Here is a 15,496-nt window from a genome sequence, read left to right on the forward strand (position 1 = left end):
GCAAATTTACCAACAGCCGGCAGGATGGACGCGCGCGAATCGATCCCCCCGCATGGCGCACGCCGACCGGCGCGCGAAGCAAGACAGGACTTTACGGAATGAGCAACATATCCGACAGGTACCCTTCCGGCGCCGTGAGGGGCCGCATGGGACGGTCATCCTCGCGCGGCAGCTCCCTGCTGAACCAGCTCGTCCCGTCCGACCGCGCGTCCGCATCCTCCCCGGCGTCCGCATCGACGTCCACGTCCACGTCCACGTCGTCCGCCGCGACGGCAAAGGCAGCGTCCACGGCCGCCTCGACATCGTCATCGGTTCCCCTCGCCATGCCCGGCCGCCATCCGTCGGCCGTCGAGCGGCGCGGCGCCTTCCTCGCGCTGGATGTCCAGCACCTCTACGACTGGATCCGGCAGGGCTGGCTCGTCATCGCCGGCCTTGCCCTGATCGGCGCGCTTGCCGGCGCCTCCGTCGTGTTCCTCGTCAAGCCGCGCTTCACCGCCACCTCCGAGGTGCTGGTCGATCCCGCCGGCCTCAAGGTGGTCAGCGAGGATCTCTATGCCAGTGCCGGCCAGCTCGACGGGCAGATGCTCGCGGCCGCCAGCAAGCTGCGCGTGCTGAGCTCGGGCAACGTGCTCTCCCAGGTCGTCAAGGATCTCGACCTCGTTCGGGACCGCGAGTTCGTGCCGGCCGACGCGACCGGCGACCCCACCGTGATCGCCGTCGCCAACCTGCGCAAGCGCGTGAAGGTGGAGAGCGACCAGCGTTCCTTCGTCGCCTCCCTTGCCGTGACCACCGAGGACGCGGCCAAGTCGATCGACATCTCCGCGACGATGATCGCCTCCTTCCGAAAGGAACTGGCAAAGGCCGAATCGGACGGCGCCAGCCGCTCGGTCACGGGCCTGGAGGACCGCCTCTCCGAACTCAAGGATGCCGTCAACAAGGCCGAGGAACAGGTCGAGACCTACAAGCGCGAGAAGGGGCTGCAGCCCAGCGTGGCCGGCGAACTGACCAGCCAGACCTCGCTGAACCAGCTCAACACCCAGGTCCTGGAGGCCCAGCGCCTGGTGATCGCCGAGGAGGCCGCCTACAAGGAGCTCGTCTCCGGCCGCGCCACCCTCGCCAGCGCCGACAATCCGGAGACCGCAACGCTTGCCGCCCTGCGCACGCAATATGCCCAGACCCAGCAGCAGCTCGGCGTGCAGTCGATCATCTATGGCGCCCGCCATCCCGTCATCGCCCGGCTGCAGTCGGCGGCAAAGGCCCTCGAAACCCAGATCGCGGCGGAAAGCGGCCGCCTGCGTGTCGCCGCAAAGGCACGGCTCGACCGCGCCCAGGCCGCCCTTGCCGCCCTGACATCCCGCTCCTCCAGCCAGAGCGCCACCGTCTTCACCGACAACGAGGCCCTCGTCCAGCTGCGCGAGCTCGAGCGCGACGCCCAGTCCAAGGCCGCCGTCTACGAGGCCTTCCTCGCCCGCGCCCAGCAGCTGAACGAGCGCGGCCAGCTCGACACCACGAACATCCGCGTCATCTCGACCGCCCTGCCGCCCCAGAACCGATCCTGGCCCCCAAGCCTCGCCGTCCTCCTCGTCATCGGCACAATAACCGGCTCCGCCATCGGCCTGACAATCGCAATCGCAAAGGGCATCTGGCGCGAAATCAAAAACGACAAAAATAATACAAATATCGCAGGGAATGTAAATTCCGGGAGCTTGGGCACAGCAACCTGAAAACTGGCTGCTCTCCTTTTCTGTTTGGCTAACGGATGCCGGAGTATTTTAGACACGGCTTGTCATGCGTTTGTCCCGATTTAAAAGAGTGCGCCGGTCTGATTGCACGGTGTATGCGGCTGGATCGGAGATTTCACTTGACCTGCCAAAGTTTGCAACTATCAAGTGTTATATCATTTTTTTCATCAGCCTGAGATAAAGGAATCGTGTGAGCACAATCGATATATTAGTGCCTGCAAATGACGTTCGGCGCATCCATCTTCTTGTTGCCGATCGCCTTGCCGAGAAGGGCCACGATATTGTGCTCGCAGGGGTGGAAACACCCGATGAACCCCGCATGCTCAGCAATATTCTTAGGGCAGAAAGAAGAACATTGCGGATTCGCGGCAACGATCTTTTCGATGTCGTGTCCACTGTCGGACTGTCCTCCTCCCGTGCCGAGGCAGCGCTGCGGATAGATCTGACGGCGAGCGGGCAGAGTTTCGCATCGCCGACACTTGAACCGCGCTTCAACGGTTGTGCTTCCGTCGCGTCCGCCGCGAAAGCGTTGATGCAGGGATGTTTGCCCAGGATCGATATCGTTCTCAACGACGATGAGGCCATTGGTCATGCTGCGCCCATGGTCGACAGTCGCCTGTCGCTCGTCCGGGGGCTGGACGATGTTCTGGCGCGCATGCTTACCCTTTTGGTGGATGCGGCGGATCGCTACCTCAGGAGCGGGGCGCCGGCAGAAACACCCTACAAGCGCGTCACGCGATCGCCTCAGCCGACGGCCGGGCAGTTGCTCAATGCCTATATGTTCTCGATGATGCCGCGCCAGCTGGCGGGCGCGGCTCAGCGGGCACTGTTCAACATACACCGCTGGGATACGTACTATCGGTTCCACAAGGGTGTGCAGGTGGGCAGCACGGGGTCGTTGACGGGCGAGCCCTGGGCGATCCTGCCGGATGGCGGCAATCGCTTCTATGCCGATCCGTTCCCGTTCGACTGGAACGGGCGGCACTTCATTTTCGTGGAGGATTTTGCCGACGGGGATACGAAGGCCGTCATTTCCGTGGCGGAAGTGTTTCCCGATGGCAGGGCGAGCGTTCCGCGTACGGTCGTCGAGGAGCCGCATCATCTGTCTTACCCGCAGGTTTTCAGCCGCGACGGTGAAATCTGGATGCTGCCGGAGAGTGCGGCGGGCGGCGGTCTCGTTCTGTATCGTGCGGCATCGTTTCCGGACGGCTGGGTACGACACGCCGTCCTGATACCGGATCGTGCGCTTTTTGATGCGACGCTCCTGGAGCACGAGGGGCGCCTGTGGCTGTTCGCCAGTGAACGCGACACCTATGGGAGCGCTGCGGACACACTCGTGGTGTATTATGCGGACCGTCTGGATGGCGAATGGACGCCGCACCGCAGCAATCCGCTGCAGATAGACCGGGCCGCCGCCCGGCCCGGCGGGAGTTTTATCGGTGTCGGCAACCGCCTCGTATTGCCCTTGCAGGATGGAACGCAGGAATACGGCGCCGGCCTCGGGCTTGCCGATCTTCTCGAGCTGAACGAGGAGAGGGTGCGCCTTGCGGCCCCCGTTCCCATTCCGTCCCGTGACAAAGCGATTTCAAGAATACACACGCTCAACAGCAGCGAGCATCTCGAGGTGATCGACTGCAAGGTTCCACGGTTTCGCTGGAGCCTCAAGAGCCCGAGGCGCCTTGCTTCCCAGTGAAGCAAGGCGTTTTGTCAACCCGGAGATGCATGGCATCCGCTAAAGGACTTGCGCTGCTCATGCCAGGGTGCCCCGCTTCCGGGGCGAGGGGCTTTCTCTGCGCCTGTAATCTTCTGCGCCAGATTTTTGACGTTACAGGCCGCCACCCGACTGCGTGCCCTTGATGGCCGACCGGAGCCAGCCAAGCGTGCGATAGAGCAGCGAAACGGGCAGCGGGAAGGGCTTTCTCATCACGGCGGCCTTCTTGACATAGCGATCGATACGCCAGGTCGCCCAGGTGCCGGCCTTGAAATAGGCCATGTCGCCGCTGGTCAGGAGGCGCGCACTGCCGTCCTCGGCTGTCACGTGAACCTCGCCCTCGAGGATGACCACCATCTCGTCCCATCCGAAGAACCAGCGGAACTGGCCGGCCGTGCAATCCCAGACCGCCATCGTGGCATAGGTGTCCGCCGGCCGGGAGTGAAGCGCGGCGCGGGCAACGGGATTGCCTGCCATGACCCAGTCGGGGTTGATCGGGCGCGGCTCCATCGGCAATGCATTGGAGCTGGCTGCAACGAACACGTCCGGCTCGGCGCGGTCCAAAAACTGGCCTCTGTACATTCCTGCTGCAAGCGCTGCGGTGGCGGTGAAAATATGCCAGCTCATGGGGTCCCCTTCGTCTTACTTCGGCGGAGCATAACGAGGCCGGGTCAGCATGCCGTTTATGCGAAAGGTAAAGTTGTAATTGTTTTCACTTCAATGGCGAAAGCGCTGTCGCGGACGGGCCAAAGTTGAAGAATTGGCAAAGACAGGGCGCGGTGAATGGCAAATGTCGCCGCGTCCGTTCACGTTCTCGTCATTTGCCGCTCAAGCCTTAATTGCAAGAAGGTGCGTTTACGCTTTCAGAAGGTGTCATCCCTAGAACGGTTCGACAGGAACGGATTTTCGATTGAGGAAATGCTGAAGCTTTGCGCCATTGACGAGGCTCGCCTGGAAGCGGCCGAGACCCTGCTCTCGAAGGGGTTCCCCTCCCGCTCTCGTGCTTTCTGGCGCAAGGGACTGCGCAGGCTTGCCGATCAGAACAGGGCGGCCGGCCAACCGTCGGTTGGCTTCTTTCTTCTGGCGGGGGAGACCCCTGTCGGCATCCTTCTGACGATCTCCCGATGGGATGCGCAGACAGGTCGAAGGATCGTGAATCTTTCGAGCTGGTACGTGGAAGAGAATCATCGCTGGTCCGCCACACGTCTGATCATGGCGGGTTTGGCCGACAAGGAAGCGATCTACACGGACCTGACGCCGACCCCCGCCGCCGTTGAAATAAACAACCGTTTCGGATTCCGATCGATAGGGTTCGATCTTTCCCTCGTCGTCCTTCCCTGGCTGGCGCTCGCTGGTCCAAGGCAGGGGCGGCTTCGACCGCTCGAAGCTGTTCCGACAGGCGCGCTTGCCGAAACCCTGCTGCGGGATCTCAGAAACCATCTGGCCCTCGGATGCATCGTTGTCGCGGTCGAAGTCAACGGGCGTTACCATCCGGTCGTGCTCAGCGTCACCTCGCGCAAGCGCATTCCGGTCGCGCGGGTTGTTTTTGCCGAAAGCCAGGACATCGTCGCTGACAATCTCGGGGCGCTTGCACGCCTGCTTGTCCTGCGTGGGGTGCCGGTTCTCGCGCTCCAGGTCGAGGAAGGTCGCAACGTCCCGCATGCCTGGGTCTGGAAACGCGGCCTTTGCTACCAGGTGAAGGGCGATTGGGACGACAGATTGATCGATGAGCTCTATTCCGAGCGCGTACTTCTGAAGATGTAGCCGGTGAGAGGCAAAGGAAGAGGAGACGGACGATGCAGAGTGCAGCAGTCCCCACAGACGACATCAGCGCCGAGATCCACGCCTATATCGATCGGCGTTTTCCGGCACTCGCGCCCGTTGCGCCAGACACGGCACTGCTTGACGGCGCGATCGACTCCCTTGGCTTTCTCGAGCTGATCATGTTCCTCGGCGAGCGCTTCGGGGTCTCCATGGAGGATGACGGGTTCGATTTCCAGGAGCTGGCGACACCCGCAAGCCTTGTGCGCTTCGTCTCGCAGGTTCGGGCGTGACGGGATCACCGGTTCTTCTTCATCACCTTCTTGTCCCGCATGCCGAGAGCGGCAGGCGTGCGCTGGTTCATGGCGAGAGGGAACTCGACTATCGCGCCTTCCACGAGGCTGTCGAGCGCTTTGCCGCGGCGCTGTTGCAGGTGGGCGTCGAGCGCGGGGACCGCGTCGCGATCTTCCTGCCGCGCGGTATCGAAGAATGTGTCTCCATCTTTGCGGCCAGCCGGGCTGCCGCCGTTTTCGTGCCGATCAATGCGCTGCTGCGCGGTCCGCAGATCAGCCATATCGTCGCCGATTGCGCGGCGCGTGTCGTCGTTACCAGCCGCGAGCTTGCGCCGATGGTCGCCGAAAGCCTGCATGGCGTTGCCGAAGCGCATATCCTGACCGTCGAGGAAATGGCGGAAGCCGCGCCTGTGGCTGTCCGTGAAAATGCCATCGGCGAGGATCTTGCAGCGATCCTCTATACATCGGGCTCGACCGGGCGGCCAAAGGGCGTGATGGTGTCGCACCGCAACCTTCTGGCCGGCGCGCGTATCGTGCGCACCTATCTCGGCATCACGCCGGAGGAGCGCATTCTTTCCATCCTGCCGTTCAGTTTCGATTATGGCCTCAACCAGCTCCTGACCGCGGTGGAGCAGGGGGCGACGACCGTCATTCTGACGTTCCGCTTCGGCGACGAGATCGTTCGCGCGTTGCGTGACCACAAGATCACCGCCCTTGCCGGCGTGCCGACCATCTGGGCGATCCTGACGAAGGCTGCGCCCCTCCTGCACAAGACCGCCTTGCCGGATTTGCGCTACATCACCAACTCTGGCGGGGCAGTGCCTTCGCAGACGGTCGCGGATCTGCGCAGGATGCTGCCGCAGACGAACGTCTTCCTGATGTATGGCCTCACTGAGGCTTTCCGCTCGACCTATCTGCCACCGGAAGAGCTGGACCGCCGCCCGACCTCGATCGGCAAGGCGATACCGGAATGCGAGATCTTCATCGTGACCGAGGATGGCCGCCGCGCGAGGCCGGGCGAGCCCGGCATCCTCGTGCATCGTGGACCGACCGTTTCGCTTGGTTACTGGAACCGGCCTGAGGAGACGGCCCGGGTGCTGCGGCAGAACCCGTTCCGCCCGCGGGACGAGGGCGGTGACATCGTCTGTTACTCCGGCGATCTGGCCGTTGAGGACGAGGACGGCTTCTTCTCCTTCATCGGCCGCAACGATGCGATGATCAAATCCTCGGGCTACCGCATCAGCCCATCGGAGGTCGAGGAGGCGATCATGAGCACCGGGCGCTTCCGCCAGGTTGCCGTCATCGGCCTGCCGGATGATTTTGCCGGGCAGAAGCTCCATGCCGTGGGCGTGGCGCTGGAGCCGGATGTCAACGCGGCGTCGGTGTTGCAGGCGGTCGCGGGCATGCTCGCGGCCTATATGGTGCCGCGAGGCCTCGAATTCGTCGAGGCTTTGCCGGTGACGCCGAACGGCAAGGTGGACTACCGGCAACTCGTCAGGGAGCGCACGGAAAATGGCTGATCCCGCGGTGAAGATGACGCGTCACGGCTACCCGCTTGCGACAGAGCTTTTCGAGGTGCGAGGCGACGACCTCCATGTCGGTGAGCTTTCCGTGCGCGAGATCGTCTCGCAGATGGGGTCGCCCGCCTATATCTATGACGGTGCGGTCATGCGCCGGGCCTATCGCCGGCTGGCCGCTGTGCTCGACGGTTTTGCCGCCATCTACTACTCGGCCAAGGCCAATCCGGCCCGCAGTGTCATCCGTCTCTTCATCGAGGAGGGGGCGGGCGTCGAGATTGCCTCAATCGGTGAGTACCACGCGGCCATTGCCGCCGGTGCAAAGCCGGAGCGGATCCTCTTCGCCGGGCCCGGCAAGCGCCATGCGGAACTTGCGGCGGTTATCGACGGCGGGATTGGTGAAATCCACATCGAAGGGCATGACGAGATCGCGCGGCTCCGCGCGATCGGCCGGCCGGTCCGCGCCTCGCTGCGCATCAATCCGGTTCCAGCCGTTCAGGTGGGCGCCATGCGCATGGGCGGCAAGGCGACCGCCTTCGGCTTCGATGAGGAAGACCTCGATGCGGCGATCGCGGCCGTGCTTGCCGTACCGAACATCGAACTTGTCGGCATCCATGTTTATGGCGGCACGCAGATCCTCGATGCGGCGGCGCTGATCGAAAGCTGGCGGCATGCCATCACGCTGGCCGCGCGTGTTGCCCGCACGAGCGGGAGACCGCTTGCCACGATCGATCTCGGCGGCGGCCTCGGCATTCCCTATTATGACGGGGACAGGCCGCTCGATCTTGATGCCGTTGCCGCGGCCATTCCCGATCTGATGGCGCTGATACGCTCCGAACCGCTGCTCGCCGGTGCGCGGGCCATCGTCGAGCCGGGGCGCTTCCTTGTCGGTACGGCGGGCCTCTATGTCAGTGAAATCAACGCCGTAAAGACGTCCCGCGGCGTGCGGTTCCTTGTCCTGGAAGGTGGTATGAACCACCATCTGGCGGCTTCCGGTAATCTCGGCCAAGTCATCAAGCGAAACTATCCGGTCGTCGCGCCTGCCCATATGGCGGCTGGACCGGATCTGCCCGCAACGGTGGTCGGCCCCCTTTGCACGCCACTCGATACGCTCGCGCGTGACACGGGGCTGCCGGCGCTTGCCGCCGGGGACCTCGTCGCCGTTCTGCAGTCCGGCGCCTACGGCCTGACGGCAAGCCCGGGGCATTTCCTCTCCCATCCGGCGCCGGCGGAAGCGCTGGTGGAAAACGGCAGGATCGAACGCATCGCCCGCTAGAGCCCGTCAGCTTCATACTGACGGCTCTAGCGTTCTTTGTTTTCGTTTGTCTTTTCGGGAAAACCGGGTTCCACTTTTTCCTGACAAACTCTAGGGGCGCTACAGCTCTTCCAGCGTGTCGCCGAAGCGCTCGATTCCGCGCAGGCGCGTGCGGCCGGCGGGGCCGGCGCGCTCGATCGCGCGCGTCGTGATGAGGTGACAGACGGCCATGACCGAGACGTGGTTGAACAGCGGTCCCGGCGCGAGCGTGTGACAGCGGAAATGCCAGGTGGCACTCGCCCGATGGGTGACGCCTTCATCGGTGAGGTAGAGCAGCTTGGCGCCGCTCTTTTCGATCGCGGTCAGGATGCTGTCCATCTGCGCCACACGGCGACGCAGGCCGAAGACGATGGCGACATCCTTCTCCGTCACGCTGACGAGGTGTTCGCCGAGCGTCTGGCCGGCGCCGGGGATGGCGACGATGTTTTCCACCACCTGCGTCATCTGCCATTGCAGGTAATCGGCAAAGGCATGGCTGCTGCGAAAGCCGACCACCCAGGTCTTGCGCGCGGCCAGGATCGCGTCGGCGACGGCGTCCACCTGCGCATCGGTAATACTCGAGAAGGTGCCTTCGAGATTGGCGATGCCCTGGGCGACATGCGCGCCAAGCGACTGCGCGCCTGCAGCATCCGTCGAGGTGGCGAGGAACAGGCGCGATCCGGTCTCGCGCTCGTCGCGCGCATGGCGGCGGGCTTCCTCGTAGTTCTCGTAGCCGAGCCGGCGGACGAACCGTGTCACGGTTGCATTCGAGACCTGGGCCAGCTTTGCGAGCTCCGATGCCGAATAGCTGGCAAGCTCTCCTGGAAAGTCACAGACGAAGTCGCCGAGTCGCCGCTCTGCCGGATGCAGGTCGTCAAGCGCATCACGCACGCGAAACAGGAACGAACGATCCGTAGAGCCCATCGGAGCCACCGCCTTTCACTTCGAAATCAAGCTTGTAACGGACTTGCAGGACTACGCAAGAATGCCGCTCGGGCCGGGACACAAAGTTTCTTGAAAAAATGATTTCTCACGTGTATTCTAAGAAAATTGATTTTCATGCTGATGCCAAGAGGAGGAGACTATGGCAGCAGAAGGTATGGTGCAGTCCGGCAAATCATCGCCGGCCATTCGGCAACTGGAGGGCGCGCTCACCCGTATCGGAGTGACACGTGCGCACAAGCAGATCATCGCGCTGGTGCTGATCGGCTGCCTGTTCGACAGTTTCGAACAGAACACGATCGGCGTGTCCGGCCCGCTCCTGAAGGAGCATTGGGGGCTGACGGGTACGGATATCGGCTTCCTGAACACGATTACTTTTGGCAGCGCCGCCATCGGCCGCTTGCTTTCCGGTATCCTCGGCGATCGCTACGGCCGCCGTGTCATGCTCACTGTCAATCTCTTGCTGTTTTCGCTCGGCTCCCTAGCCTGCGCGCTGGCGCCGGATTTCATGTTCCTGTGCATCGCCCGGGCCATCGTCGGCTTCGGCGTCGGCGGCGAGATTTCCACCGCCGTCACCATGCTGTCGGAATTCTGCTCGCCGAAATTCCGCGGAACGGCGGCCGGGCTCGTCAATGTGGGCGCGGGCGGCTTCGGCAATTTCCTTGCCCCCGTTTATGGTCTGATGATCTTCAGCATCTTCCCGGGTGAGGATAGCTGGCGCTGGCTCTTCGCCTCGCTTGCGCTGCCGGCCCTGCTGGTCGTTTTCTACCGCCGCTATGTGCCGGAAACGCCGCGCTTCCTCGCCTCGCAAGGGCGGATAGACGAGGCGAACAAGGTGCTCTCGGTGCTGGAATCCGGTTCGCTCCGGCCGAAGAACCTCGTGGTCCGCGAATATCTCTCGAAGGACAACGAGCAGGATGCGCCGCGCGCCAAGGGCGCCTGGAAGGAACTGTTCCGTGCACCCTTCCTCGGCCGCATCGTGCCGGTGTCCATCGCCATCCTGATGAGCTACGGCGCCCAGCTTTCCGTTCTGACCCTGATGCCCGTCATCTTCGTCTCGATGGGCTATACGCTGCAGGGCAGCCTGCTCTACAGCATGATCATCCAGAGCGGCAGCGTCCTTGGTGCCATCGCGGCCTCGATGTTCGGCTACTACTTCCCGCGCAAGCGCGTCCTGACCGTCGGTGCGATCTGCGCCTGCCTTGCCGCGCTTTCCATCATGCAGTTCGGCACCACCATCTATCTGGTGCTGTTCTTCGGCGCGCTGTTCCAGTTCTTCGTGCTTCTCCTGAACACGTCCATCTGGATCTATGCGCCGGAACTCTTCCCGACCCGCATCCGCGCCTTCGGCGTCGCCTTCATCCTGGCGGCAGGCTCAGCTGCCGGATCCTTCGTGCCGACCATCTCGGGTGCGCTGTTCGACAGCTACGGCATGGGTGGGGTCTTCGGCCTCGCCGCCGCCATGTACGCCATCTTCGCCATCTGCATCCGCCTCGGACCGGAAACCTATGGCATGTCGATGGAAGATATCACGCAGCGGGCGGACGCCACCACGGCAAGTGACAACCTCGTCGCAGAGCCCGCAAAAGCAGGAGCCTGACAAGAGCATGACCCCGCACATCCTGTTGATCAATCCCAACAGCTCCGAGCCCACCAGCGAGATGATGCACGCCATCGCGCTGGCCTCTTCGGCGGGCCGGCTGGTGGTGAAGACCGTCACCGCGCGCCGCGCGCCGGGCATGATCGTCACCCCCGAGCAACTGGCCGCCTCCGCCGCTGAAGTGGTGGAACTCGGCACCGCGCAAGGGCGGGATTGTGCGGGGATCATCGTCAGCGCCTTCGGCGATCCCGGCCTTGCGGAGCTTCGCCGCAAGGTCGCGGTCCCGGTGGTGGGCATCTGCGAGGCCTCGATGATCGAGGCGTCGCGGGGCGGCCGGGCCTTCTCCGTAGCCACTTCGACGCCTGACCTGATCGAGGCCATCGGCCAGCGGGCGCACGATCTCGGTCTTGCCCATCTCTACAGGGGTATCCGCTGTACCGAGGGCGACCCCGTCGCGCTTGCATCCGATCCGGGCTTGCTCACCGAGGCGCTCTCCGGTGCGGTGCACGCGTGCATCTTCGAGGACGGAGCCGAAGCCGTCATCATCGGCGGCGGCCCGCTCGGCCAGGCGGCAGAAAAGCTGCGTCCGCGCTTCGATCAGCCCGTGCTCGGCCCGATCCCCTGTGCGGTCGAGCGCATCATCGGCCTCGTCAACGTGGCCAGCGATGCGCCGCAGGCGGCAGAGAGCTAAACTTCGACTGGCCGGGCATGCTCGGCCTTCGTGCCGAACACCCGGCGATACCGTTCGATTTCGGCGGGATCGCCGGTTGCTTTCAGCGGATTGTCCGAAAGCTTGACCGCCGGCCGGCCGTTGGCACTCGTCACCTTGCAGACGAGCGAGATCGGATCGAGCCCGCTGCCGCCATCCGGATCGCAGCCGCGGAAATCGTTGGTGAGATTGGTGCCCCAGCCAAAGCTCATGCGCACCCGCCCATGGAAATGCCGATAGGTTTCCTCGATCGTATCGACATCCATGCCATCGGAGAAGATCAGCAGCTTTTCCCGCGGATCGCGCCCCTTCTCCTGCCACCAGCGGATGATCTGCTCGCCGCCGGCGATCGGCGGGGCGCTGTCCGGCCGGAAACCGGTCCAGTCCGCCACCCAGTCCGGCGCCTCGGCAAGGAAGGCAGTGGTGCCGAAGGCGTCCGGCAGGGCGATGAGGAGATTGCCGTTGTAGTGCTGCCGCCACTCCTCCAGCACCTGGTAGGGCGCGGCGGCAAGCGCCTTATCATTCTCGGCCAGTGCGGCTGCGACCATCGGCAGTTCATGCGCATTGGTGCCGATGGCCTCGAGGTCCGCATCCATCGCGAGCAACACGTTGGATGTGCCGATGAAGCGCTCGCCAAGCCCTTCCTTCAGGGCCTCCACGCACCAGCGCTGCCACAGAAAACCGTGCCGGCGGCGCGTGCCGAAGTCGGAGATGACGAGATCCGGCAGATGCCGCAACCGCTCGACCTTCTCCCAGAGCCGGGCCTTGGCGCGGGCATAGAGCACGTCGAGCGCAAAAAGCCCCTTGTCGCGCATCGCCGCCCGGGATTTCAGCTCGTTGATGATGACGAGTGCCGGGATCTCCCACATGCTGGTATGGGTCCACGGCCCTTCGAAATGCAACTCGTACTGCCCGTCCACCTTGCGCAGCTCGTAGTCGGGCAGGCGGAAGGCGGCGAGCCAGGCGATGAAGTCCGGGCCGAACATGCGGGCCTTGCCGTAAAAACTGTTGCCCGCCAGCCAGATCAGTTCCTTCTTGGTGAAACGAAGCTCCCGGGCATGGTCAAGCTGTGCCCGCAGCTCCCCTTCGTCGATGACTTCGGCAAGCCGCACGGTTTTCGTCCGGTTGATCAGTGAAAAGGTCGCTTGGACATCCGGATGCAGCTGGCGGATCATCTGGAGCATCAGCAGCTTGTAGAAATCCGTGTCGAGCAGGCTGCGCACGATCGGGTCGAGCCGGAAATTATGGTCGTAGGTGCGGGTCGCGAAATCGGTGACGGCCATCCGGCTCCTCCTGAACGATGCTCGAGAGGGGTATAGCGCACCGCCAAACGCTTCGGAATGCTTCTCTGGCTTCAAGAGCAGTACGGGCAGCATCCGGGCTGATGTTTTGGGGTCGGGAGTCTTGCGCACCTTCTCGGGGCATGGGTGACCTCGACACGAGGCCGCCACCCATATCGCCTGTAAATCCCCGATGCTCAGATGGAGATGACGGCTTCGGCACCGATGCCGCGGATCGTGCCGTGCGGTGTTGTCTCGGGGGACGTGCCGGCAGACGGAAGAAGGCGGATGCTTTTCACGTTGCCGGGGGCCAGATGGAACCAGTTGTCGGAAGGCCGGAAGCCGTCGATCTCGATGGCGACCGACTGGGCGAAACGATCGGCCGAGAGGTCGAGCAGCCAGCCATCCGTGTCCTGCCGGAGCGTCGCCGTCAGGCTGGCGGAAAAGAACGCCTCTGCCCGGCCGAGCGGAAAATGGAAGGCTTCCGCGGCCACCGTCCCGTCCGTATCGATGAGCCGGCCGACCGTGACGTCATGGGAGGGCGGGCCGAAGCGGAAGGCGTAGGTCGTGTCGAAGAAGGCGCCGAAGAGCGCGGTTGCCGGCAGCGTTTCGGCGGAATGCGGGGCGAGCGTGATCTCTCTACGACCGGAGACCACCGGCTGCCGTCCATGGCGCAGGCAGGAAAGCTCCAGCATCAGCCGCCGCTCCTCCGGGCCGTCGTTCCTTACATGGATGTCGAGGCCGTTGGTGCCTTCGTCACAAAGCGTGATCTGCATGGGCCGGAAGGCGCGGCGCAGCGCATGCCAGACGGATTTCGGTAGGCCGGTCGCATCGACGATACCCCAGCCGGCGCCGGGCAGTAGATCCTGGAAGGTCCAGACGAGCGCGCCATTGCAGGTGGATTGCTCCCGCCGCCATTCGGCGAAGATCGCCTCCATCACTTCGCCGACGACGGCGCGGGAGAGATCGAGATAGCGGGCCGGGTCTTCGCGCCGCAGACGCGCCGGCTCGTGTCCGTAAAGGAGGGTGAGGTAATGGTCGCGCACATCCTCGAAATCCCAGGAGGCGCCGCGGTCACGCGGCACGCGGGCCTTCCAGCGCGGATCGTGCACGGGGGGCACGGGCAGATGCGCGTCGAGCGTTGCTTGTTCCGGCACATTGGCGAAGGCGAGGCTTTCGGCGGAAAAACGCACGTTTGCGCGGCGCGCATCCTCCAGCGGCCGGCAATAGGCGCCGACACCGTAATAATGCGTGACGCCGGCATCGGGCGAAAAGGGCATCGCCCCGCCGCTCGGCGAATTCTCGACATAGGGCACGTCGGGACGATGGGCGGCAACGAGCGCGGGCAGGATATCGAGCGTCAGCGGCCCCGCCCAGGCCGTCTCCGGCAGACCGAGCATGGCCGCCTGCTGGTCGATCTCGCTGCCGCCGCAGAGCACGGCGAGCGACGGCGAGGCGGCGGTGGCATCGAGGAACTGCGCGACTTCGGCCCTGACATTCTCGAGGAAGGCCGGATCGTTTGCCGGGTAATCGAAATTGGCGAATTGGAAATCCTGCCAGACGAGAAGGCCGAGCTCGTCGCACAGCGCGAAGAAATCCGGCGTCTCGTAGGCCATGGTGCCGCCGATGCGCAGCATGTTCATGTTGGCCTCGGCCGCAAGCGTCAGCAGTGGTTCGTAGCGCGCGCGCGTGCCCGGCAGATCGACGATATCGGCATTGGTCCAGACCGCCCCGCGGCAGAAGATTTTGACGCCGTTGACATGGAGAGCAAAGTCGCGGCCATCGGCGCCGCGATCGATCTCGATGCGGCGGAAGCCGGTGCGGCCGAGTTTTTGGCGTACACCGTCGACGACGAGGGTGATGTCGTGCAGAACCGGCTTGCCATGGCTGCGCGGCCACCAGGCTTCGACATCGGGAATGCTGAGGCTGGCGCTAAAACTATGCGCGCCGTTCGGGATCGCTTCGACGGCAACGCCCGCACATTCCACCACTGGCGCGACTGCACCCGAGAGCGTGAAGCCGATCTCGAGCTGGCCCTTGCCGTTCTCGTGCAGGCGCGCGGAGAGGCGGATTTCTGAGGCAACGGCTGGGCTCGGCCGTGTGAGGCGCACGGGCCGCCAGGGGCCGGCGGCGTGGACTTCCGGGCACCAGCCCGGCATGCGGCCGAGCAGGGTGGTGCGCACGAGGCGCAAGCCCTGCGGCGTGATCATCTGCGGCCGCCAGCGGGCGCGGGGGCCGCGTCTTTCCAGATGCGGTTTCAGCGCGCGGAAGCAGAGAGCCAGGCGGTCGTTGCCGGTGAGGGTGACGGGCAGGCTGTGGCGTACGAACATGCTGTCGGAGGAGAGAACCAGCGTGCCGTTCCACCAGACCTCGGCGATCGTCGCGAGCCCGTCGAACTGCAGCAGAGCCTCGCCGGGTGCTTCGCCGGAGAGATCGAGCGTGTACCAGGCGTCGAGATGGTCGAGCGGCTGCGGGGCGGTACGGTCGAAACGGCCGGCCCGTTCGAGTGCACCAGCAACGGTCCCGGGCACGGGAGCGTCGAGGAAATCGGGAAGGCTGTCCAGCGCCGCGGGATCAGCCGCAGCGTTGGCCACTGTCAGCGCCATGCGCCAACCGGTGGAAAGCGCCTTTCCGGTTTCGGGCATTC

The 15,496-nt window shown here is 64.1% G+C and carries 13 protein-coding genes; 8 read left to right on the forward strand and 5 right to left on the reverse strand.

From position 1 onward, the window contains the following. Positions 1 to 91: 91 nt before the first annotated feature. Positions 92 to 325, reverse strand: a complete 234-nt coding sequence (locus K0P03_RS28460) for a hypothetical protein (protein ID WP_272791337.1) — start codon at positions 323 to 325, stop codon at positions 92 to 94. Between K0P03_RS28460 and K0P03_RS28465 the strand changes: the two genes are divergently transcribed. Next, positions 324 to 1,724, forward strand: a complete 1,401-nt coding sequence (locus K0P03_RS28465; protein ID WP_272791340.1) for a GumC family protein — start codon at positions 324 to 326, stop codon at positions 1,722 to 1,724. The two genes, K0P03_RS28460 and K0P03_RS28465, sit on opposite strands and share 2 nt — an antisense overlap. Positions 1,725 to 1,932: 208 nt before the next feature. After that, complete coding sequence (locus tag K0P03_RS28470; RefSeq protein WP_272791341.1) at positions 1,933 to 3,435, forward strand: glucosamine inositolphosphorylceramide transferase family protein; 1,503 nt, start codon at positions 1,933 to 1,935, stop codon at positions 3,433 to 3,435. A gap of 132 nt (positions 3,436 to 3,567) precedes the next feature. Here K0P03_RS28470 and K0P03_RS28475 read toward each other — a convergent pair whose 3' ends face one another. Then, positions 3,568 to 4,080: a cupin domain-containing protein gene (locus K0P03_RS28475; RefSeq protein ID WP_023512105.1), complete on the reverse strand. Its 513-nt coding sequence runs from the start codon at positions 4,078 to 4,080 to the stop codon at positions 3,568 to 3,570. Positions 4,081 to 4,236: 156 nt separating this feature from the next. Between K0P03_RS28475 and K0P03_RS28480 the strand changes: the two genes are divergently transcribed. Genes K0P03_RS28480 through K0P03_RS28495 form a run of 4 tightly spaced genes read left to right on the forward strand, consistent with a single transcriptional unit; the run spans position 4,237 to position 8,300 of the window. Beyond that, a complete protein-coding gene (locus K0P03_RS28480; RefSeq protein ID WP_272791342.1) occupies positions 4,237 to 5,217 on the forward strand; it encodes a hypothetical protein in 981 nt (326 codons plus the stop codon). 32 nt (positions 5,218 to 5,249) lie between these two features. Beyond that, a complete protein-coding gene (locus tag K0P03_RS28485; protein ID WP_023512103.1) occupies positions 5,250 to 5,507 on the forward strand; it encodes an acyl carrier protein in 258 nt (85 codons plus the stop codon). Continuing rightward, complete coding sequence (locus K0P03_RS28490) at positions 5,504 to 7,027, forward strand: AMP-binding protein (RefSeq protein ID WP_272791343.1); 1,524 nt, start codon at positions 5,504 to 5,506, stop codon at positions 7,025 to 7,027. The genes K0P03_RS28485 and K0P03_RS28490 overlap by 4 nt, the downstream gene beginning before the upstream one ends. Continuing rightward, complete coding sequence (locus K0P03_RS28495; protein ID WP_272791344.1) at positions 7,020 to 8,300, forward strand: type III PLP-dependent enzyme; 1,281 nt, start codon at positions 7,020 to 7,022, stop codon at positions 8,298 to 8,300. Before K0P03_RS28490 ends, K0P03_RS28495 begins: the two co-directional genes overlap by 8 nt. Before the next feature lie 99 nt (positions 8,301 to 8,399). Here the strand turns inward: K0P03_RS28495 and K0P03_RS28500 are convergent, their stop codons facing one another. Beyond that, positions 8,400 to 9,242: a MurR/RpiR family transcriptional regulator gene (locus tag K0P03_RS28500; RefSeq protein WP_023512100.1), complete on the reverse strand. Its 843-nt coding sequence runs from the start codon at positions 9,240 to 9,242 to the stop codon at positions 8,400 to 8,402. Positions 9,243 to 9,402: 160 nt separating this feature from the next. On the opposite strand from K0P03_RS28500, the gene K0P03_RS28505 reads away from it, so the two are divergent. Both K0P03_RS28505 and K0P03_RS28510 read left to right on the forward strand, forming a co-directional pair. Further along, positions 9,403 to 10,860 (forward strand): MFS transporter, encoded by a 1,458-nt coding sequence (locus K0P03_RS28505; RefSeq protein WP_050744614.1) that lies wholly within the window; start codon positions 9,403 to 9,405, stop codon positions 10,858 to 10,860. 7 nt (positions 10,861 to 10,867) lie between these two features. Then, positions 10,868 to 11,551, forward strand: coding sequence for an aspartate/glutamate racemase family protein (locus K0P03_RS28510; protein WP_272791345.1), 684 nt, complete (start codon positions 10,868 to 10,870; stop codon positions 11,549 to 11,551). Here the strand turns inward: K0P03_RS28510 and pncB are convergent. Next, a complete protein-coding gene (gene pncB / locus K0P03_RS28515; protein ID WP_130514236.1) occupies positions 11,548 to 12,852 on the reverse strand; it encodes a nicotinate phosphoribosyltransferase in 1,305 nt (434 codons plus the stop codon). The two genes, K0P03_RS28510 and pncB, sit on opposite strands and share 4 nt — an antisense overlap. Positions 12,853 to 13,046: 194 nt before the next feature. After that, positions 13,047 to 15,494, reverse strand: a complete 2,448-nt coding sequence (locus K0P03_RS28520; RefSeq protein ID WP_443020616.1) for a beta-mannosidase — start codon at positions 15,492 to 15,494, stop codon at positions 13,047 to 13,049. Positions 15,495 to 15,496: the final 2 nt, after the last annotated feature.

The organism is Shinella sp. HY16 (assembly GCF_028534175.1).
Classification (GTDB): Bacteria; Pseudomonadota; Alphaproteobacteria; order Rhizobiales; family Rhizobiaceae; genus Shinella.